This is a genomic window from Pedobacter ginsenosidimutans (assembly GCF_001442625.1).
In the GTDB taxonomy this organism is placed as follows: Bacteria; Bacteroidota; Bacteroidia; order Sphingobacteriales; family Sphingobacteriaceae; genus Pedobacter; species Pedobacter ginsenosidimutans.
Genome location: NZ_LMZQ01000001.1, coordinates 141,966 through 164,117 on the forward strand (window position 1 = coordinate 141,966; position 22,152 = coordinate 164,117).

Consider the following 22,152-nt stretch of genomic DNA (forward strand, 5'->3'; position numbering starts at 1 on the left):
TGTGCTTTAAAAATTCACGTTTATGTTACAGGAATAGATCCTGGGAAGTGGAAGTCCTATTCTTCCATCCAAGCTTACTGTGGCAGGGTCTATATGATACTTATTTCTTGCCCAATAGGTTAGGTTCTGAACCTGAAAGGTCATTGTCATTCCGCTTAAGCCGAATTTTTTAAGCTTTTCATTGGGCACATAAAATCCCAGCATCACCTCTGATAGGCGAATATTGTCCGCAGGAAGTATGCTGTTGCTGGAATACCTCGATACAAACTCCCGATAGGTATTCGCCCCAAGCGTATTGATTGCAGGTATATCTGTAATCAGCTCATCACCCGGTTTACGCCACCTCTCGGCAAGCAGGCTGCTATTTTCAAGGTTACTGCCAGGATACGGACGGTAATATCTCATCACATGTCCAAAATTAAATGTAAGGGCTACGCGCGCAAAAAAGTTGTGCAGGCGGACTTCTTGTATAAAGCCCCCAGTCCAAGGTGACTTAGTCACCCCCTGCTTTACCATTGCCGAGACAATGGTTGCGCTGTCAAGTACCGAGGTGATGTTGTTATTGCTATTATAAATCTGAGGATCGCCTGAGCTATTCAGCCCCGCCCATCTTGGTGCCCATATATTACTGACATCATTTCCTTCCCTCAATGCCAGCGTATAATCACTACTGGCAGTAAAATTCGTGAGTGGTACATTGTTGGCGATGTTCGAATTTCGGGCGCCATTAAGGGTAACATTGTAATTGAAGCTGGATGTTTTAACTATAACGGTGTTAAAAAAGAACTCCACACCCCGATTGGTGATACTGCTAAAACTTATCTGGTTTGAAAGACCGGTACTTGGATCGGTCAAAACTGAAAGATTGTTGTTCAGCCCACTAGAGGTTTGATTGTAATACCTAAGATCCATGTTGTATTTATTTTCAGTAAAGCCGATTCTAGCATGAGCTTCAAACAGCTTACTCTGAGCAGGAAGCAGACCAAAGTCGCTGCTGATTGCCTGGCTATATGAACCGTTCGTTGCTACATTAGTACTTTGCATCACTCCAAGCCCTTGATAAGGACTGATCTGCTGTAATATCATATTAAAGGATAGGTCACTGATTTTATTCGATCTGAAATAAGTTTCCCGACTGATGTTGTAATCCAGACTTCCATTAAACTGATCATTTCCTTCAGGTGATTTGGCATAATTGAAATGAACGTTCAACAGTTTTTTCCGCAAAAACATATCAATACCGCCACTGAAGTACTTTGATACAGTGGTAATATTTTCTATTGCATTTGCTGATGCAGCGGCATTCAGGTTTCCATGTATGGTTTGCCTGTTATATGCGCCATTTACCACAACCGCACTATCTGCAAAAGCAAGTATCAGCTTTTGGTACAATAGCCTTGAGCTCTGACCTTGTTGTTGAGTTGGAATTGCGCCATTGACGATTATGGTATAATTATTCCAGTAATTCTGTAAATACCTGGTATTGGTATACCTGCCCGGTATGTCGGGCATCTTTATACTACTTGTTCCAACCGATAGTAAAACATCCTGTAAAAAATGTCCCCAGTTTTTAACTGCAAGACCTGTAACCTCAGCATTATAAGAGGACAATGTTGAATACGTTTCAGACTGGCCATAAAGTGGGTTTAATACGTTGGTATATAAAGCTGAGGCATTTATGCGGTCTGAAAAAGCATATCTCATGGAGGCATTTGCATTTAGATTACGTACAACGGTGGTATCACCAGTTGTATTCTGGGTAAGTGAAAATGGAAACGAGGTCGAAGATGTCCCAGGGAAGAGTGTGTAAAAATTCCTTATTGTAGATTGCACGGACGGATTGGTTGGCAAAAAGACAGGTGTACTTGTACCGGTACGTTCATTATAGCCATACAATGTATTATAGGAAGGGGTACTTCTTGTTATACTTGCGCCCCCAACGCCCAAGCCCAACTGTAAAACATGCTTACCGACCTGTTTTGCATAGTTGAGACCTGATCTTAGATTTGCATCATCATAGTCCGTCTTATTTTGCCTGAAAATATCCCCGTAAGGCACATAAAAATTGACCCCATTGGTGGTGAGCTGTCCATAATTATCTACTAGTTGCCTAGCAAAACTTGATTCCGCTCCAAACAAGGTCTTTGTGCTCCCCTTACGCTGTGTATATATAAAAGAACTTGACCATTGAAGGCCTGGAAGAAGATTCCAGTTCATATTAAAATTGGACTGCTTGCTGATGATGTTGGAAGTTGAACTGTTCAACCTGGCATCCTCGAGGATATTTACCCCATAATTTTTATACCCCCTTGACTGAATGAGCTGATTTGCAGAGGTTGAAAGCCTGGTATTATCATAGGCATAATTACCCTGCGCATCCAGTAAAAGCTGATAAGGATCTAAATTAATACTGGTTGGGGAGAAGGAATATCCTGCTCGATTTCTGATATCTGAGAAATTAATCAGCCAGCGGATGTGGAGCTTATTTTTTAAGAGATCAAAATTATTATTCAGGCTTAGCGAGAGGTTGCTATTCTTACTTCGAATATCATTTGTTCTGCCATCTGTATAATTTCCAATAGCGGTAAACTTGTAGGCTTTATTCCCACCACTTACGGTTAAAGAGTGATTTTGGTTGAAAGCATCTTGTCTGAGCAATGATAGCTGCTCTTGATTATCCATTCGTGACAGGGAGTCCCATTTAGAATCGAATTGTGAGGCAGAAATCTGACCGCTTCTTTTTTGAGCTAGCAATTCCCTTGCAGGAGAAAGACCAAAGGCTGAATTACCAAATGTATTGTTGGCTATTGCATCCAGATCCTGAAGGTAGTTCAAATAGGTAGTGGTATTTGCCAATTTCAATTGCTCACGGTCAAATTTTGGTGCAGGTGAAAAATAGAAATTCGACATATAATTGAATTTCAGGTTTCCTGCTTTAGCAGTCTTCGATTTGATCAGAATCGCTCCTCCAGCGGCTCTTGGACCCCATTTTATCAGTTCCTTTGGATCCTTAATTACTTCTATAGACTCAACATTGGTCATAGGATAGTTTGCAGGAAACCCTTCCTGGGGAAATCCATCAATTACCACCAACATATTGGATACGTTATTGCCAAAATTACTTGCTCCCCTGATTTCAGGGACTAAGGTATTAGAGATGGTGGTTGTGGTATTTAGGTGATAGCGGTCGCTGATGCTCCTTGGAACGTTGGATCCTTTTAATAACAGGTCAATAATCTGCTGCCCTCTTACCTTCCCGACAATATTTAAAAAGTCTTCCACGGTAGAACGCATAAATGCCTGATAAGGCTGTCCGTTCAGGAATTGTACATAGTGGTCAATGCTGGTCACCGTCTTGGTACTTGTATTAACGACCTGAAGGCTCAATCCAGGGATGGTGCCCTGCAGAATTTGCGCAAGGTTCATGTAATTCCTGTTTTCCAGATCTATAAACTTTGTGGGATTTGCCAGGACATTGCTGCTTTCAATCTTTACCTCCGCTAGATCAATACTTTTGAAAAAATTGTTTTTCAAGGTAATATTTAAAAAAGCGGTATCGACGTATTCAACCACTTTCTCCGAAAATCCAGGGGCCGATAAAACTATTACCCCCGAATTGCCACCTTGCAAGGCGAATTCTCCATTGGCTTTGGACAATACCGAAGTGCTGAGTCTGGGTTCCTTGATGGTTACATTCTGGAGCGGAATGTGATGCTCGTCCATTACCATTCCACGAATGTAAATTCCTGCTATCTTGGTAGGATTTGCCTGCTCTTTTTTTTCAGTTGTCCTGGGATTTTTTTTAACGAGTACTGTTTTTGCGATTATTTTATAGGTTAAAGGCAGACCCTTAAAAACCTGACTTAAGACGTTTGGCAAAGAACCGTTAGTAATTTTTAGGGTAATTAACGGTATGCCGGATACATCCTGGCTATCATATAAAAAAGTGATTTGAGACTGTTGTTCAATTAGCTTAAAGAGTTTTTGAATCTCTACTTTGTTTTCATGAATAGAAATCTGGCCGTAGCTTTTGCCGTGTAACAATAACAGGACAATAACGATAAATGAAGATATAAATTTAAAACGCATCGCCTTCCTCCATGCTAAGCATTTGACTAGCAGTAATTTGAATACAAAGCAATGTTGCTGTGTTTAATCCAACTGCAGCTAATTTCGATATAGCCTGAAAGGGTATAGATAAATCATTTAAATACATATTTTTGTAATGTTTGGTTTAATAGTTAAGAGTTGATTGGTAAATTGCTTTTTAACGGTGTAATCTAAACGTGTACCGGGTAAGTGCGTCAACGCTTCCCGGTTTTATTTTGACAACCATTTCAGGGTTTTTAGCGACTAAATAATCAGGTAATAATGCTTCATTTTTTTTTAGTTTAGTTAAGTTTATGGTTGGTTGGTTTATATTTAAATTATTTTTTTACGATGATCTTCCTTCCCTGCATGCTGAAGTGCACGTCAAAAAAGCTGAGCATTTCCAGAAATTCTGATGCTTTTACATCACGTTTGATTTTCCCTGAAAACTTTCTTTTTGGGATCTTTCCCTGATACTCGATCTCTACGTCATACCACCTTGAGACCTGTCTCATGATAGTTTCGATATCCGCATCATTGATCTGAAAAAGGCCTGATTTCCATGCAATAGCCTGTTCTATATCCGCAGGGCGTACCAGAATGCTTCCCGCTGGATTATTTAAGGCCTCTTGGCCCGGTATTAATACTGTGGAGATGTTATTGTTGGTGCGGTGTACTTTCACTGCGCCTTCGATAAGAGTTGTTCTGATCTCAGGTTCATCAGCATAGCTGTTGATATTAAAATGTGTTCCAAGCACTTCGACCACCTGATTTCTGGATTTAACTTTAAATGGTTTTGCTTTATTCTTTGCCACTTCAAAATAAACCTCACCAGTGGTTTCAACTTCCCGGAAGCGGCCCCGAAAAGCCGCCGGGAATTTTATTGAGGAGTAAGCATTCAGCCATACTTTACTTCCGTCAGCCAGTACCACCTGATATTGACCACCCCTGGGTGTAATGATGGTGTTGTAAAGTATTTTACCATCATCAACCTTTTTTGATGATGGGGCGCTATAGACAATTTCTCCAGCTTTAGTTTTACTAACAGAAATCCCAGACTGATTTGCTATAGTGCCATTTTTAGCATCGTTTAGGACAATGGTGGAACCGTTGCTTAGTGTGAGCGTGGCTTTGTCGCCACCAGGCTTAAAATCAGTCGCAATAATCTGATCATTTTGCCGGTTTTTATTTGCTACTATATAAAGGGAAATTCCCAGGCAGAATAAAATGCTTGCCGCAGCTGCATACTTCCATAACCGAATTTTTGCTCTGCCGGTCTTAAGGATATCAACCCTTTCAGCAGAAGCAATTCCGGCACGAATATTTTCTATCATACTTTTGCTAGTTCCTTCCAAAAAAGGATTTTTTGAGGGAGCAAAAGACTCGAAAGATTTTTCCATCAACCTGCTCAATTCCTCGTCACTTTCCATCTGGGTAATGAGCATCATCAATTCATCATGCTCTTCCAGGCTTGCGGTCTTGCCGAAATACTTTTGAAAAAGAGTTGTTAAATGTTCGTTTCGCATATGGCATAGATAATGAAGTCATGATTTAACACCATTATAATACTAAAGACACATTGAAAGGAAAAAAGGGGTAATGAAATTAATTTTTTTTATAAAAAAATTAATTGTGAAGATAAAATAATGAATATTGGTAGGTAATTCGAAGACGAAAACTCACTTCTAATGAAACGAAGCGCCAGCTTTATGTGTTTTTTAACTGTTTCCGGAGAAATTCCCAGCAAATTTGCGATTTCATCATGCTTTAACCTACCTTCTCTACTCAATTTAAATACTTTTTTCTGTTGGGGAGGTAATTTCTCAATGACCTTATCCATCAAGATCCGATATCCTTCAATAATTTCATCATTATCAGACTGAAACTGATCCTGTTCGAACTGTTTTAGCCAGGCTAATTGATGAACCCTTTCGCTCGCCTTTTTTCGAAGGTGATTCAGCGTCTGATTTCGGCAAAGAATAAAAAGGTAATGGCAAAAGTTATCAAGTTCCAATAAAGTTTCCCTTCGTAACCAGACTTTGATGAAAACATCCTGTACAATTTCCTCAGATACTTCAATGGACTCGGTCAACTTATATACATATTCTCCTAACTGTTTATAATACCCTTCAAACAACTTAACAAATGCACGATCATCACCTTTGGCAACCAAAGCGAGCAATTCAGATTCGTATTTTAAAGGTTTCAGAGCCAATGGTAAAGTAAATCCTAAAGTTAAGAAATTGTATCTGATTTTTTACAGAAAATGCATCATAATTCAAAGGCTGCAGGCTTTAGAAAATAGCAGGTTTATCAAACACTAATGATTAAAAATTTGGATGATGTCCATACATTATTAATAAGATTATTTCTCCAAAAGATGTTCATGGTAGGCAAGGATTTTATTCAAGGCTGTTAAGGTTATCTCCAATTCTTTTTTTCCAATGACCTGCTGGTAAATTTCGTTCATTTTTATGACTTCAGAGTTTGCCTCAAATATTAATTTTTTTCCATTTTCAGTTAAAAAAATGAGGTCACTGCGTTTATCGGCTTCATTTGTACGAATTTCCACCATGCCGTGATCTTCAAGTTCTTTAACCGTACGGCTAATGTTTTGCTTATTGATCATTGACTTTTTAGATAAATCTGATGGTGTTGACCCGTCAATTCCTATGTTACAGATCACAGGCCAATAGGATAGCTTCATTTGCTGCCATGCGGGATTAATGTTGGAATAAGACCAGCAATCCAAGTGCTTGCGCAGATTGAAAACTATCCGTTGCCAATTACGATCCTGCATTTTTTCCAGTGCTCGGATCTTTAAGTCTATTTCCTTCTCCATAAACAAAAATAAATAAAAAAATTAATAATCATTGATTATTAAAATAGTAATAATTGATTACTTTTGTATTCATTATTAATATTTATCCCCTAAAACCTAATACTTAAAAAAAATTACCATGTCAAGATATATTATTATCATGTATACAGATATAACGGGCGAGGAACAAATTGCCAAAGTTTCAAATCTCCTCAAGAGCTTTGAAGATATAGATGAATGGACTATTGATTTTTTGGATTCAGATAAGGTTCTTCGAATATCATCTAAAAGCCAGGTCGAAGAAAAAATTTCGTTTTCTCTTGACCAGATTGGTATAAAAGCTCTTCCTGTAGCCATATTTCCATACTGACACATTGTTCATTCGCAACATCTAATCCTTATGTATGTATATTCTAAATGTTAAATTAACTTATCGAAATATTGGACGCGGGTTGGCATGATTAGCCCAAAGTTTCGGTACTGCAAAAAGCATAATGCGCTGGGTATATTTTACATGATATAAAAGGTATCAGATTGTATAGGTCCTGGAATATGCTCATCGTGGATAAGTTGTTTGAGGTTAATTTCAATGGTGTTACAAATAGCATTCATTGCGGTGTCCGTAGGTAAATCATTAAAAGGGTTTTCCATATGGCTTGCTGTTTTTTCAAGCAGAAAAAAGGCCGCGGAGATAACGAGTAATAGTGGAATCTCAAAGTAACTTTCTATATCCCTTAAAGAGATAGAAAGGGTTATAACAAAGAGATAAATAGTGAGGTGAAGAAAATATCGGTATGTGACAGGAAACACGGTAGATTTAATTCGCTCAAGCATACCCATTGAATTTGAAAAGCTCATTATCGTATTATTGATTTGTACATATGCATAGACATTGATTTTATCTTCTTCTCTCAGAGAAGATAGGTGCATAGTATTAAGTTGCAGTATAGCTAAATGCTTATTAGTATGATGTTTAATATTGGATATTTCGCCTTCAGTTAAATAAGCTATCAAGAGCGCTTCATTATCCTTACCTCTTAACACCCAATTCAGACAATTACACCAGCCAATATGCCGATAAGCTATCTTTTTAATATCATCCTCGCTACCCTTGGAAAGAAAAGATTGTAGCTGCAAAATAAATGATCGGCTATCATTTACAATGCTTCCCCATACCTTACGTGCTTCCCACCATCTATCATAAGATTGGTTTAGTTTAAAGGAAAGTATAACTGATATGGCAGTTCCCAGGAATGCAGGTATAACAAGGGGCATCTCGGGAATGACATTTCTAAATACGGAGGTGATGTAGTAAACTGCAAATCCAATTATGAGTACATAACACAACTCAGCCTTTATATCTTTAATAATGTAATGGAGTGGAATATTCTTTTTAAGAAGCATTAAAAATGAGTTTAGTATAAATTTTATGCGTTGACCTTTTCTTGTATTGAAAATTAGAACTTGAACCTATTTGCAGATTATAGAATAAAGAATTTTCATACCATAATCAAACGCGATTGATTTGCTGATTAGACTATTGGATAGATGAGTGAATGAAGTATCCAAAGGAATAGACTACATTCAATTTATCGAAGTAGTCCATTCCGGGATTTTAAATTAAACAAGGGACAAATGGCATTAAAAATCTAGAATTTTTCTATGATGTTATTTGAATTTTCTAGGATTACGCTTCAGTATATAATCGCTAAACAAAAATTATAATTGGATTTAAACGATCTTCAATACAAACGCATAATCAAGTTTAGGCCTGTCAACATCGAAGTTTACCATCAATGCTTCATCGCTTTGGCTAAACTTCAATTTTTTTCCGCTTCCGAGCAATTCCACTGATTGAGGCGCAGAATCCAGTAATTTCGCATTTTTACCCATACTTTTAATTATGATATTTCCATTTTCCGGCCATCCCATTACAATAGCATATATATGCCCGGATTTCTGGGTAAATCTGATATCATTTGAGCTAAAAGGCTTATTTTTCCCTTCATTAAATCCTTGACCGCTCATTGGTGCTGCCGATGCCATTACTGGCCCCTCTCCAAATACCTTCCACGGCCTTGTGTCATAGATGCAATCACTATTTAGTTTCATCCACTCTCCAATCTCCTTTACCACAGAACGCTCAATCTCATCAATTGTACCGTTTCCCTTTACCGGAATATTCAGCAAAAAATTACCATTTTTACTGACTACATCAGCGAGTATGTGAATAACGGTTTTTGCCGTCTTATAACGTTTATCCTGATAGATGCGCTGATCATAATGCCAGCTACCAATACAAGTGTCTGTCTGCCACGGCATAGGCTCGATCACATTGCTCTGGCCACGCTCAATGTCCCATACCATACACTTCCGCTGCAATTCATCTAGAATCTTTCCAAAAATGACGGTCTCTACTTTGCCGTTCTTTTTAATGCTCTTATTGTAAAAATGAGCTGCAATTTTTAGTCCCGCATCGCTAGCCGGCCACAATGGAAGAGCGGTGTCATCAAAATAAATCAGGTCTGGATCATAAGAATTTATAAGATCGATTGTTCGGTTGAGAAATTTGTCGCAGTAAGCCCTTGAGGGTGGAAAGACACCATTACCCCAGTTCCACTGCCTGTGAATTACACCATTATCTGCACTGTTTTCACTTAATGGATGGTTTTGCTCATAAAGTTCCTGGGGATCAATTCCTGACCACCAAAGCCCTTTGCCATCCTTTGCCCTTATCTTACCGTCATAGGGTATGCCGGCAAATTCCCCTTTTTTATCCGCACGTTGTGCAGGTTCCATCCAGCTCCAGGCATGCGCTGCGTGTACACTCACGCCGAGCGGCAGACCGTTTTCCATTGCGGCTTTCTTCCACCCTCCTATGATATCTTTCTTAGGCCCTATTTTAGTAGAATTCCAATGACGCTGATATTTACTTCTGTACATGTCAAAATTATCATGATGATTCGCCATAGCCATAAAGTATTTAGCCCCGGCATTTTTATACAGTGAAACCAATTCGCTGGGATCCCATAGTTCAGCATGCCATTCATTAATTACATCCTTAAAGCCGAACTTTGAAGGATGCCCATATTTTTCAAGGTGATATTTATACACTTTACTGCCTTCTAGATACATCTCTCTTGCATACCAGTCTCCATATTCAGGCTGACATTGTGGGCCCCAATGTGCCCATATACCAAATTTGGCATTCCGGAACCACTCTGGTGTTTTATAGGAGGAGAGGGATTCCCATGTAGGTTCAAACGGGCCTGAAATTATTTTTTCATTTGGACCATTAAATACCTCGTCGGCTGCCCTGATGCTACCCGCAAGTGCAATCAATGGCACTCCTGCGGCAACCTTTTTAATAAGTGATCTTCTGTTCATGTAACAATGGTTTTTTTGGATAATTTGGTTAGGTTACGATTAAATAGTTGTTAATGTCTATAGTTCTTTTCATTAATACCTTGGTAGATAGCGTATGCATTTTGCAGCCTGCTATTTAACTTTCGTATTTCGATATTTAAAAGAAAAAAACCAGGCGTTCCAAAGAACTGCCCGGCTCACTAACCATTGATTTATTTGTATTTGGGTTTAAAATATTATGTTCAAATTAAATTGTGCTTAATCTATAAAATAGATCTGCAAATTACACACTCTCAAATTTTCAGCAGGCCGTATATCCGTCAGATTTAGGGGGTAAAATTCTCAATTATTGATTTTAAACCATCCAAATGGATTAACTATCAAAAAAGACTTCTTATCACTTTTATTCCTTACAAAATCAAATAACTTATATCCGCAAAAAAAGAGATTTTTAGCTGACGAGTTTAAAGGTTACCGAAAAATACGCTCTGCAAGAAAAAGAATCAAAATTCATTTTGATCGGGATATTTAATTAAAAAGCCCACGCAATGTTTCAAGTTCTTTAGCGGTTATCTGAATAATACTCGGATGCTTCGGGGATGAGAAATTAGTAGCCTTCATAGCCCCTTGGTTAAATTTACCCAAAGGAGTGAACTTTTTAAAATCACTGGTTTCCACAAAACCGAAATTATGAGGATTAATACCATATATGTCGTATGCCAAAATCCATTTTTTCTGACCAATTAGCTTATATAAATTAGGCGCCTCGCAGGCACCTCTTTCATCATCTACCCAATTACTATCAAGAACATATCCTGAATTGATATTTTTAGAGATAGCTTGTTTGATGCCAGGAGTTCCATCGTGTGGAACGTAAAACATGTGATATTTTTTACCAATTTTTGTGATGTCCGCATCAATGTAACTTACATCTTTGGAATAATTAAACAACAGCTCAGGTTTTTTGGTGATCCGAGTAAAATCTTTATCAAAATAACTATAATAGATCTGATTTTTACCGTTGCCAAAACGCATCGTAAAATAAACCATTGGTTGCTTAAGCTTTTCATCAAAGATAATTTCTGGGGCCCATGCGCAGCCAATTTGTGAAAGTTCAGGAAAGGATTGATCTATCCTGATAGATTGATGTCTCCAAACCTTAAGATCGGCAGATTTTAAGACCACGAATCCACGGTTATTTCCCCATCCAAAATCTTTCTCGTTTCGATCCCACTTGGTTTGACGATAACCGGCATCTTTTGCAAAGATATGAAGGTCAGTCATAACCATATAGAAAATCCCGTCCTGCCCTCTATAAATATAGGGATCCCGAATGCCTTTTTGTTCTGCAATACTATCTCCGGCAATCACAGGCTTTCCTTTATTTATATCAGTGAAGGCATAACCATCATCGCTTACTGCCATGTGTATGCCATGCGTATCGTCTTTGAAGTATACCATCAGGTACCCGGACATTTTATTTTCACCAGGCACTTTGATCTTAAGCTCTTGGGCATCTGCCTCGGCAAAAAATAAATTAGTTGCTAAAAAAAATAAGATTATTATTCTCAGAGAAAAGGTTCTTTTAATACAATTCATTGTTATAATTAACTAAGTAAAGGCAATGCCAAATTCCCTGGATTTATTTTTCCAGAATAGCTTCAGGGTTATTTCCTGATGAAAGTTAGCTGGTGACACATGCAAGCATCAGGATTTTTTAGGGGTACTAAAACGAATTACTTTACCAAGCCCTTTACACCATCGGAACTCATCTGTACTTTTTTCAAAATTCCATTGGGCCCATACTCGAGTTGATCGATACAAACTGAGCGGCTGAAGCTGCCTCCATCCCTATTTATCGCTCCATTATGGTAAATGAAATACCATTTCCCTTTGAATTCAACGATAGACTGATGATTTGTATTACTGTTTCCAGCCAGCTCGTTTAGTATTCCTTTGTATGTATAAGGTCCGTCTACCTTATCTGCGATTGCATATGCGATTTTTTCGGGGAAACCTGTAGCATAGGATAGATAATACTTTCCTTTGCGATAATGTATCCATGGAGCTTCGGTAAACTTAAAATTTTCAAAATCAATTTTACCAACACTTCCATCAATTTCTATCATGTTTGGTTTGAGTTTAGCAAAATAGCAAACCCCATTCCCCCATATTATCCAGGCTTGATCATCTTTATCAATGATTACCGTTGGATCTATACAAGTCCAATAATGCTTGGATGCGAAGCAGTCATCATTAGTCAACAACGGTTTACCTATTGCATCTTTATAAGGGCCCTGTGGATTATCTGCCACCGCTACACCGATACCAGATCCATTAGTACTGATATACCAGTAATATTTACCGTTTCTTTTAATGGTTTGTGCGGCATAAGCAGCACCACTTTTATCCCACTTAAAATCACTTATTTTGAGTGGAGTTGGGTACTCGGTCCAATTTTTAAGATCTTTAGATGAGAAGACACACCAATCCTTCATTTTATAGGATTTTTGACCACCCTGAAAGTCGTGTCCTGTGAAAAGCCAAAGCGTTTCTCCATCTACCATGGCCGCAGGGTCAGCTGTATATTTGTCTGTAATGATAGGGTTTCCAAAACTCCTGAAATGTTTAATACTATCCTGAGACAGCTGGGCCGTTCCTTTTAAAAAGGCAAAAGTTAATATTAAGGTTAATATCAGGCAAAGATTTGTTTTTGTTGGATTCATATCCTTATTTTGGTTATGGTTTTTTAATATTTCACTTAGCCTAATTAGTTTTAGTGGATAAGCCTGAGGGTGAAACAGGCCATTTTTTCTTAAGCATCTTCATTTCTTTTTTGCTTATTCCCATCACAGCACCATGCCTTGGATTGAAGTTCTTTTCAAACGATTCGGCAGTCTTGGAAAAATTATATAGGTCTTTACTCGTTTGATACTCATAACGCAGATTTGTGTATAGATCATACATGAGTATATAAGTGCCTGAGTTATTAAGTTTAAAGATACTAGAGCCTTCGACAACAACCTTTTTGTCAGAATATACATCAAGATACTTAAAATCCTCCGTCCATGGACCACTTAATGATTTTGAGGTAGCTTGTTGAATACCATTTTTCACCTCTTTCCCCAAACTGTCTTTGGTATTACCTTTATAAAAAAAATGGTAGATTCCATCTTTAAAAATTATATCCCCATCAATGGCACCGAATTTGGCACTGAACATCAGTTTTGGAACATCCTCAAATCCAGAGAAATCTTCTTTAGCGTAGGCACAGTAGAAATCCAGCCTTTGGTCATCCTTGAACCTTATAGTAAAATAAACCAAATATTTGCCTGTGGAAGGGTCGTATATCGTTTGGGGTGCCCATACCCATTTAACTTTCGAAAACGATTCAGGATAGGTTTTTGACAAATCAATAGCATGATGTTTCCAGGTGAGCAGGTTGTGTGAACTTGACATCACAATTCCATTATTTTGCGACCAGCCGTTCTTAACCGTATTCATATCCGTAGCTACCATCAGAAAACCTTTATTATCAACTTTACGCATAATATGCGGATCTCTTATACCGCCGCTAAGCGCAACCTGATCTAAAGATAATATTGGTTTGTTGCCGTTTAAGGCATACCAGTTTACAGCATCTTCACTAATGCCAAATCTAAGCTGTTCCTGCTGCGATCTTGCACCTGAGCCCTCAAAATAACAAAACAGGTATCCCTCCATTTTGGGCTCCTTATGAACTTTAGGAAATTTAATTTTTTTATCCCCCTTAGCACCTAGCTTTGAAGAAGTATCCTGAATAATAAATGTATTTAAACCAGCACTTACTTTTACCTTCTTATAAAAGGTTGTATTACTTAAATAAGCTGAGCTGTAAAAAGGAGAATTTAACAAAAAAAACAGCATCAAGACCGCAGGAAATACTAAACCTTTACCAATATAGGGATGTATTGTCCTAGTGTTTCTCATTACAGGCCGATTGTATATTCTCATATTATTATCTTTTATTTTTGGTTAGGAAACTCCTGCAGTCTTAAATTTTAACTACATTTAAATACGCTGCAAACATGCAGCAATTACACAAGTTCATAAGGGGGTTGATTGATTTTTTTTAGGGGACAATTTTTACTTTCAATATTATAGATCCTGCCAATAAAAAAAACGTTTGTACCAACGCATCATCTAAAGTAGTTTGTTTTTTAATTTAAAATTATAAATAATTTAAATAATAAACGTTACGTTAACATTTATTATTACTATTATTACATTTGCAGAGTTTGGTTTCCGGTAGTAATAAACCAATCCTATGCTGTAGTTTAATTATAGTAACCAAATATCAAATTTATAGATTCCGAGATGACTAAAAGGTTATGGAAATATTCGTTATTCCTCAGTTTTACGCTAATTTTTCAGGGTGTCATATTATTTGCTAGACAATATCCTGCTGCTCGATCTTTAGATATTGAGGATGGTTTATCAAATAATTCTGTCAGAACTATTTACAAAGACAAAAGCGGTTATATGTGGATTGGCACCCATGATGGCTTAAACCGTTACGATGGATATGAATTCAAAACATTTAGAAACAGCTTAGCAGATAGTTCCTCTCTTCCACATAACTACATTTATGCCATAGCAGAAGATATGGAAAGAAACATATGGGTAGCAACTGGGCAAGGCGTTTCAATCACCAACAACCTGAGTAATAAATTCAGTCCTGCTTATTTTACTAATCAAAAAGGAATTACTCAAAAAATTTCGGTTCAGGTCAATACGATTTTCACAAATCCTCAAGGAATAGTTTTTATTGGTACAAATGGAGGTGGGCTACTAATCAAATCACCTGGCAAATCCTCAGCTGAGCAGTTATCAATCAACTATCAGGGAAAAAAGATGACCAATTATAGTGTCACATCAATAAAAAAAGACTTAAACAATAAAATTTGGCTTTTTATTGACCCTCTTGGACTTTGCAGCTATGACCCAAAAACGAAAAAAATAGTTGCTGTGAACACCACCCTATCCAGGGCTTATTGTATTGAGGTAGATAATAACAATGATATATGGATAGGTACAAAGGCCGGTCTTTACCGTTACCAGGTCAGTAAATCGATATTGAGTCAAAGATATACATCACTTGGATCAGAGGGCAGATCTGAACACATTTTATGCCTGAACTATGAAAAATCAGGAAAGTTATATATTGGCACCAAAGGAGGCGGTTTGGTGATAATGAACACGAAAACAGGAAAATTCGAGACCCCACATTTTCCCTCATCTTCAATCCTTGAAAAACAGTCCATTCCAGTAATTTACAGGGACAGTTCATCCAGCCTTTGGTTCGGAACATCTAAGGCTGGAGTGCTTATTATGGAACCAAATGGCAATAGTTTCAAAACCATTGCTTACACCTCTGGCTCACCGAACAGTTTAGTGGGTAATTATGTGTCTTGCTTTTTAGAAGATGAAAAAGGAAAAATTTTGATAGGTACTGATGGTGCAGGACTTAGTATTTGGAACAGAAAAGATAATAGTTTCGCCAATTATACACATTCCACTAAATTTAACAATAGCTTAAGCAGCAACCTAATCAGTGATATGAAGCGCGACTTTTTGGGTGACGTGTGGATTGCAAGTTTTGGTGGTGGTATTAACAGAATGAAAAAAGGCGCGAGTAGTTTTGAACATTTCAAATGTTTTAACAGCGCTACTGGCATCGAAAACGAGAATGTATGGCAATTGATAGAGGATCATCAGAAAGTACTTTGGGCAACTACTTTTTCAAACGGAACCTTGTATTATTTTAATCGAAATGCAAATCAGTTCAAAGTTTTCGATGAAAAACTTTTGGAAAACCTATTCTCAATCAGAGAAGACAGAAAAGAAGTTCTTTGGACAGGTAATTCCAATTATTTAATCAAAATAGACAGAAAAGAAAAAAAGCATGTATATTATCCAATAGGTAAACCAGTAAGGGTAATATTCGAAGATGGATTCGAAAATCTCTGGCTTGGCACCGAGGGGGGCGGATTGATTTTATTTGACAGAAAATCCGGTAAAGTAAAAAAAAGATTTTCAACTGTTGATGGACTTTGCAACAATTCGATATTAGCTATCAATGAAGACGCCAAGGGAAATCTTTGGATTAGTACATTTAGCGGTTTATCGAGATTTAATGCAAAAAAAGTTGTTTTTTTGAACTTCTTTCAGGAGGACGGATTGCAAAGCAACCAATTTATAGATAATTCGACCATAAAACTTAAATCAGGAGAACTTATATTCGGAGGCTTAAAAGGCTTTAACATTTTCAATCCAGATAGCATTTTAATTGACAGACGATTCCCTCCAGTAGCCATTACTGATATCAGAGTGAACAACCACCTGATTTCTCCTGAGGATGACTACGTTTCTAAACTAGTAAATAACGAAATCACCGGCTTGAAAATACCATTCCAGGAAGCTGTATTGAGTGTAGACTTTGCAGCACTGGAGTTTAAAGCGCCAGGAAAGATCAGGTATGCCTACTACCTGGAGGGATGGGATAAGGGATGGAATTATACAAATCGGGTGAGAACGGCTATCTACACCAGGTTGAGCGAGGGAAATTATAAACTGCATATCAAGTCTTCCAATATCCATGGACAGTGGCTTAGTTCAAGCAAGACATTAATAATTCGCGTATTACCTCCCTGGTATAGAAGTATTATAGCTTACATATGTTATGTTGCGCTTGTTATCGGTATATTATACATCTGCCTAAGTTACTTGAGAAGGCGATCTCAAATGAAACATCAGATAGAATTAGCAAATTTAAAATTGCAACAGGAACATGAGATTAGTGAGGAAAAACTATCCTTTTTCACCCATATCTCTCACGAATTCAGAACTCCCCTGACCCTCATCATCAACCCGGTTCAGGAATTTCTTAACAGCCAGGAGGGAAACGTTGACCCAAGAGATCTCATTATTGTTTATAGAAATGCCCGACGATTACTAAGCCTGGTCGACCAGCTGATGCTTTTTAGAAAATCTGAAGCTCAAGAGATAAATAAAACCATATTTAATTTCGTATCCTTTTGTGAAGAAATATATGTTTGCTTTGCCCATCAAGCAAAATCAAAGCATATTAAATTTGACTTTTTGATGCCTGACAAAGAAATTTATGTCTCCGCAGATCGTGAAAAAATGGAGGTGGTCCTGTATAATTTAATTTCAAATGCATTTAAGTTTACACCAAGAGATGGGAATATTACTTTGAGCGTGAGGGATAATGGCGGTGATGTTGAATTCCATGTGATTGATAGTGGAAAAGGTATAAATATTAAAGATGGCGATAAAATTTTCGAACGCTTTTACCGGGCACCTGATCAAAGTTTTCTAAGTGGCTTTGGCGTAGGACTTTTTCTGGTTAAAAAGTTTATTGAAGTTCATTCCGGCAAAGTAAGTTTCGAAAGTTCAGCAAACCAGGGAACTGACTTCAAAGTGATTATCCCAAAAGGAACTCTGCCAGATAAACTCTACCCTAAAGAAAATTCAGTTTCAACACCAACTGTTATCCCTGCTTTTTTCGATGATTTATCGACAGAAAACACCAAGAAAACCCAGGAAAAACTGATTAAAGAAGAGACTGATCTCATCTACGCTGATACGACAACTGAAAAGAAAACAATTTTGATCGTTGATGATGATACAGATATACGCAGCTACATCAAACAGATTTTTTCTAATGATTATTTGGTTTATGAAGCAAAAGATGGGCATGAAGGATATTCGTTTGCCAAAAATTCAGTTCCTGACCTGATCATTACCGATATGATTATGAAAGAGCTAAATGGTGTTGAGCTCTGCATGAAAATTAAATCTGACCCATCATTAACACACATTCCTGTAATTATCCTGACTTCAAGTTCATCCCCAGAACTTAAACTTAAAGGTATAGAACAGGGTGCAGATGATTTTATTACCAAACCATTCGAGAAGAATATATTAATGGCCAGGGTTGCCAATTTGCTCAGGAGCCGGAATACCCTTCAACAATATTTTTTAAATGAAATTACTTTAAAATCAGAAGATTCCAAAATTTCTCCCGAGTACAAAAGTTTTCTGGAATCATGCATCAATATTACTGAAAAACATCTCGATGATCCAGATTTCAGTGTTAAAATGCTAGCTGATGAACTGGCAATATCTCCATCTATACTATACAGAAAGGTTAAGTCAATTTCCGGAAAAACGACAAATGAATTCATTAGGTACATTAGGCTGAGAAAAGCTGCACAGCTACTGATCAATACCGACTATAACATTAACCAGACGGCTATTTTCTGCGGCTTTGTGGATGTGAGATATTTTAGAGAGCAGTTCAGTAAACTATTCGGCATACGTCCTTCTGATTTCAAAAAGAAATACAAGGGTAATCTATCACCAAAACATAGGGTATTAAAGAATTAACTTGAATCACTAATACTATCTTGCACTTCGGTTTTTCTGCGAAATGCAAGATAGCAGGGTTCAATATATAGCATCATTAACAGAAAGATCATTAGATTTAATATCACCCACCGAACATTTAACCCAAGATTATAATTTTAGCCAGATCGATGCATTTTAATAAATTCAGCCGGACTTTGAATGAATAGCTTTGAAAACTGAACTTTAAAATATTTTCGGTCATGTATACCAACCACATTTGCTATCTGAAGGACAGAAAAGTTTGTGCAAATCATCAACTGGGCAGCTTTTCTCAGTCTGATGTATCTGATGAAGCTATTAATAGATTGTCCTGCTGCAGCAATAGTCTTCTTGTAAAGGGTTGAACGGCTTATAGATAATCTTTCGGCCAGGCGATCAATTATGCAGTTTTGCTTTGATAAATCTTCTTCAATAAGCATGATAAGATTCTTTACAAATCGCCTGTCTCCTGCAAGAACTTCATATGGAGCGCATCTTGAAGTAATTTGCATATGAAAATAACTCTGTAGACACATTCGGTTTTCTACCGCTTTTTTTAACTGATTTTCTAATGCCGACTTATTGATTGGCTTTGGTAAGAAAATAATATTTGGATAAGTAAGTTGATGGATAGAAAAGGTATGATTTTCATTTCCAATTGCTATGATTGGTGGTGAATAAGTTGAGTGCCCTTGACTTAATAAAATCCATTCTGTAAACTCTGAGCTGCTAAAAGTTGCTAAATCAAGAATAATCAAATCAGGCATCATTTCTAATATTTGCTGAGAAGATTCGGAGTCTTCAAAAGAAATATAAGAAAAAGAGTAAATTCCAGAGCTTTCAAGAAGTCTGCGAATATGATTATTTTTCTCGATTATAAATACTGACCGAATATCTGAAAGTAGCATATCAGTATTACGGGGCTGGGTTGAATTATCAAAATCTAATGATAGTGAATTTAAGGCGCTAAAATGGATATCAAGCTCATTACTTAAGTCACTTGTAAGGTTAAAAAGATGAACTAATTCATCGTGCTGATTTGAGATGCTGAGATGCCTTTGGTCAGTGAGATTGGGATTTATAGTTTTGATCTCTGTAATTGTCTTCTGCAAATTCACCTGGAGTTGGTTAATTAAGACCAAGAGTCGTTGGTTTGGTATTTTTTCAATCGGCGCTAACATTTGGAGTATTCTTTGCGAAAATTTATCCTTGTTTTAGCCCACAATTTAGAAAACATCCGTCTTAATTTCCAAAAGTGCCTATACCGCTGAAACGACAGTCATTAAATATAATTAACTGATAATCAAATTATTAAAAAATTTAATTTAACTAAATAACAGATTTTTGTCAAATTTACCGCTCTTTTTTTTACCAAATGCCACCGCTAATAATTTCATTGAACAAGTCCCATGAATATATTTGAAGCGCCGTATTCAATGTATGACACTTTGTCGAAAATAAATATTGAGCTAGCATTAATAATCCAAGGTGATTTATGGAGATTTTCCACAATCAAATTCATTCTGATCCATAAATATTATTATAGATGGATAAAGGAACTCGGGAATCAGTCTGCCAAATAATCCTATCAATATTTTTTTACAAAAAAAGGGGGCAATAGCTTTCACCCCCCTCTCTTAAAAGAAAATTATTTTGCTAGGCTTCTGATGAAAGAATCTGAATACTCAATTAATTGCTCCAGTCCTTTCTCTTCCATAGGATAGTGTCCTGCCCCATCAAGATGCTTTATGGTGAAAGGCGCCTTTATTCCTTTCATAGAACGCTCTGATAACTCAAGAGGGGTCCACTTATCTTCCATAGGTTGAGTAAGCAAAATTGGACATTTATCGAACTCATTCACGGGTATAGGAAGTTTATAGCTCATGTACTCATAAAGAAACTGCATTTGCACATCTGCCTTGGCAGAAGCAGGATCGTTCAGAAATATCTTAAGAGCCCTATCATTGTTAGTCAGGTAATTCATTTTCGAAACTGCTTTCATTGGAATTTTTAATCGCTTAAAACCTAAAGAATTAAAGAAATTCATAATAGGAAATGCAATCCAATTTGTCGATCCGTATTTCGCAGTTCTTTTACCGACAACCTTATCATCATTTTTAAGAAAGCACATCCCAATGATACCCGATAAATTATCTATAAAACAAGCTGCATTATAACAAATCATGCCACCAGCACTTAAGCCGTAAAGAACTGCTTTTTTAGGATCTCTTTTAGTTTCCATGTTTACGAAATCTGCAAAACAATGTACCCATGAATCATAGGTGATATCCTTTTGATTAACTTCTGTCATACCATAGCCCAAATTATCCATCGCTACTACATCATAGCCAAGTTCTGCCATTTTATGCCCAAAAATCATATTTAGCTGCCTGCCATTGGTTCCTACCCCATGGTGTAAAAAAATCCTATATTCTGCATCAGGATTAGGATAACGATCAAGATGAATTTGATTTCCATTCCACGTCCACACTTCCTCTACTGGCAGATTATCAGCCTTCATCTTGAATTTTTCTGGAAGGAGCTCGTTTAGTTCTTTCCAGGCATGATTTGAATTGTAGGTTTTCATAACTAAATATTTATATGTTAAAATTGAATCAAATTTCCTATACTAAATCTTAAACATTCTTAAATTAATTTAAGAATTTAATTTGGCCTTTAATTTACTCAACCAAACAGGCGTTATTCCCATAAAGCTTGCAATCTCCTTAGAGGGAAATTTTAAAAAAATAAAATTATAATTCCTGTATAGCCATCTTAAATATTCTTCGCTAGTCAAAGACAAATGATAATTCCTAAATAAATCCAGTGTCATTAAAAGCTCTTCTGTTTTCTCTGTAAAATAGTTGAGTAGCCGAAGATCAGATCTCACAATTTCCATGATTTTCAAATAGTCAAAAGAGACTATCGTTGTAGGTTCATTGGCAATTACTTCATAATCTGTATGGTTGTGAAAATATATCGAGTCATATGATTTTATGAATTCATGAAAGCCGTCAGTATGAAACATTATGGTTCTCTTTTCACCCCTGGGGTTAATTATTTTTCTAACCAGACTACCTTTAAATATAAAACTCATCGCTGAACTCTGATTTTGGTATTCGACCAGTTTTTGGTTTTTTCTAAGATGAAGCACTCGTGTTGCCATAATAAAATCATGATAATATTCTGCTTCTTTCTTAGTCCCAATTATAGAAAGAAAGGCTTCAATAATTTGAGAATCCTGCATCTTTACAATTCTGTATTTAATGTTCCAACCTGTAGTATACTCATAAAGATACATTATTAACAGCAAAAATTTGAAGTCAGATTTTGGTGACCAGTTTACTAAAACCTTGTCAAAACAAGTCGTTAAAATTTTATGCAAAAGAGATATAAAATTCAACAAAATTGCCTGTTTCAAGGAA

14 protein-coding genes are annotated in these 22,152 nt (G+C 36.9%); 2 read left to right on the forward strand and 12 right to left on the reverse strand.

The features are described from left to right. Positions 1–6: 6 nt before the first annotated feature. From ASU31_RS00595 to ASU31_RS00610, 4 genes are all read right to left on the reverse strand, one after another. Complete coding sequence (locus ASU31_RS00595; protein WP_057930458.1) at positions 7–4,089, reverse strand: SusC/RagA family TonB-linked outer membrane protein; 4,083 nt, start codon at positions 4,087–4,089, stop codon at positions 7–9. A 338-nt stretch (positions 4,090–4,427) separates the two neighbouring features. After that, positions 4,428–5,489, reverse strand: coding sequence for a FecR family protein (locus ASU31_RS00600; protein WP_245224446.1), 1,062 nt, complete (start codon positions 5,487–5,489; stop codon positions 4,428–4,430). 215 nt (positions 5,490–5,704) lie between these two features. After that, the gene (locus ASU31_RS00605) at positions 5,705–6,304 is read right to left on the reverse strand and encodes an RNA polymerase sigma-70 factor (protein ID WP_057930460.1); all 600 of its coding nucleotides are present in this window, start codon (positions 6,302–6,304) and stop codon (positions 5,705–5,707) included. Between the two features lie 150 nt (positions 6,305–6,454). Continuing rightward, on the reverse strand, positions 6,455–6,931 hold the full coding sequence (locus tag ASU31_RS00610) for a MarR family winged helix-turn-helix transcriptional regulator (RefSeq protein ID WP_057930461.1): 477 nt from the start codon (positions 6,929–6,931) through the stop codon (positions 6,455–6,457). Positions 6,932–7,049: 118 nt separating this feature from the next. Here ASU31_RS00610 and ASU31_RS00615 point away from each other — a divergent pair, with 118 nt between their 5' ends. Continuing rightward, positions 7,050–7,280 (forward strand): hypothetical protein, encoded by a 231-nt coding sequence (locus ASU31_RS00615; RefSeq protein WP_057930462.1) that lies wholly within the window; start codon positions 7,050–7,052, stop codon positions 7,278–7,280. A gap of 140 nt (positions 7,281–7,420) precedes the next feature. Here the strand turns inward: ASU31_RS00615 and ASU31_RS00620 are convergent, their stop codons facing one another. From ASU31_RS00620 to ASU31_RS00645, 5 genes are all read right to left on the reverse strand, one after another. Beyond that, a complete protein-coding gene (locus ASU31_RS00620; RefSeq protein ID WP_057930463.1) occupies positions 7,421–8,314 on the reverse strand; it encodes a bestrophin family protein in 894 nt (297 codons plus the stop codon). 327 nt (positions 8,315–8,641) lie between these two features. Next, on the reverse strand, positions 8,642–10,297 hold the full coding sequence (locus ASU31_RS00625) for an alpha-L-fucosidase (protein ID WP_057930464.1): 1,656 nt from the start codon (positions 10,295–10,297) through the stop codon (positions 8,642–8,644). 507 nt (positions 10,298–10,804) lie between these two features. Beyond that, a complete protein-coding gene (locus ASU31_RS00635) occupies positions 10,805–11,875 on the reverse strand; it encodes a glycoside hydrolase family 43 protein (RefSeq protein WP_057930466.1) in 1,071 nt (356 codons plus the stop codon). Between the two features lie 137 nt (positions 11,876–12,012). Next, positions 12,013–13,002, reverse strand: coding sequence for a glycoside hydrolase family 43 protein (locus ASU31_RS00640; protein ID WP_057930467.1), 990 nt, complete (start codon positions 13,000–13,002; stop codon positions 12,013–12,015). Between the two features lie 40 nt (positions 13,003–13,042). Beyond that, entirely contained in the window at positions 13,043–14,245 is a 1,203-nt protein-coding gene (locus ASU31_RS00645) for a glycoside hydrolase family 43 protein (RefSeq protein ID WP_209434941.1), read from the reverse strand. A 387-nt stretch (positions 14,246–14,632) separates the two neighbouring features. On the opposite strand from ASU31_RS00645, the gene ASU31_RS00650 reads away from it, so the two are divergent. Then, positions 14,633–18,727 (forward strand): hybrid sensor histidine kinase/response regulator transcription factor, encoded by a 4,095-nt coding sequence (locus ASU31_RS00650; RefSeq protein ID WP_057930468.1) that lies wholly within the window; start codon positions 14,633–14,635, stop codon positions 18,725–18,727. A gap of 137 nt (positions 18,728–18,864) precedes the next feature. Here ASU31_RS00650 and ASU31_RS00655 read toward each other — a convergent pair whose 3' ends face one another. The 3 genes from ASU31_RS00655 to ASU31_RS00665 all read right to left on the reverse strand — a co-directional run bounded on the left by ASU31_RS00655 (position 18,865) and on the right by ASU31_RS00665 (position 22,148). Next, positions 18,865–19,908, reverse strand: a complete 1,044-nt coding sequence (locus tag ASU31_RS00655) for a response regulator transcription factor (RefSeq protein ID WP_057930469.1) — start codon at positions 19,906–19,908, stop codon at positions 18,865–18,867. A gap of 467 nt (positions 19,909–20,375) precedes the next feature. Continuing rightward, positions 20,376–21,314 (reverse strand): alpha/beta hydrolase, encoded by a 939-nt coding sequence (locus ASU31_RS00660; protein ID WP_057930470.1) that lies wholly within the window; start codon positions 21,312–21,314, stop codon positions 20,376–20,378. Positions 21,315–21,383: 69 nt separating this feature from the next. Then, complete coding sequence (locus tag ASU31_RS00665; protein WP_167346142.1) at positions 21,384–22,148, reverse strand: Crp/Fnr family transcriptional regulator; 765 nt, start codon at positions 22,146–22,148, stop codon at positions 21,384–21,386. Positions 22,149–22,152: the final 4 nt, after the last annotated feature.

Excerpts from the sequence above, each read along its gene's own strand:
- ASU31_RS00610 (WP_057930461.1), bottom strand. The coding sequence starts at position 6,931 with ATGGAGAAGGAAATAGACTTAAAGATCCGAGCACTGGAAAAAATGCAG.
- ASU31_RS00615 (WP_057930462.1), top strand. The coding sequence starts at position 7,050 with ATGTCAAGATATATTATTATCATGTATACAGATATAACGGGCGAGGAA.
- ASU31_RS00650 (WP_057930468.1), top strand. The coding sequence starts at position 14,633 with ATGACTAAAAGGTTATGGAAATATTCGTTATTCCTCAGTTTTACGCTA.
- ASU31_RS00620 (WP_057930463.1), bottom strand. The coding sequence starts at position 8,314 with ATGCTTCTTAAAAAGAATATTCCACTCCATTACATTATTAAAGATATA.
- ASU31_RS00595 (WP_057930458.1), bottom strand. The coding sequence starts at position 4,089 with ATGCGTTTTAAATTTATATCTTCATTTATCGTTATTGTCCTGTTATTG.
- ASU31_RS00660 (WP_057930470.1), bottom strand. The coding sequence starts at position 21,314 with ATGAAAACCTACAATTCAAATCATGCCTGGAAAGAACTAAACGAGCTC.
- ASU31_RS00635 (WP_057930466.1), bottom strand. The coding sequence starts at position 11,875 with ATGAATTGTATTAAAAGAACCTTTTCTCTGAGAATAATAATCTTATTT.
- ASU31_RS00625 (WP_057930464.1), bottom strand. The coding sequence starts at position 10,297 with ATGAACAGAAGATCACTTATTAAAAAGGTTGCCGCAGGAGTGCCATTG.
- ASU31_RS00645 (WP_209434941.1), bottom strand. The coding sequence starts at position 14,245 with ATGAGAAACACTAGGACAATACATCCCTATATTGGTAAAGGTTTAGTA.
- ASU31_RS00600 (WP_245224446.1), bottom strand. The coding sequence starts at position 5,489 with ATGGAAAAATCTTTCGAGTCTTTTGCTCCCTCAAAAAATCCTTTTTTG.
- ASU31_RS00655 (WP_057930469.1), bottom strand. The coding sequence starts at position 19,908 with ATGTTAGCGCCGATTGAAAAAATACCAAACCAACGACTCTTGGTCTTA.
- ASU31_RS00640 (WP_057930467.1), bottom strand. The coding sequence starts at position 13,002 with ATGAATCCAACAAAAACAAATCTTTGCCTGATATTAACCTTAATATTA.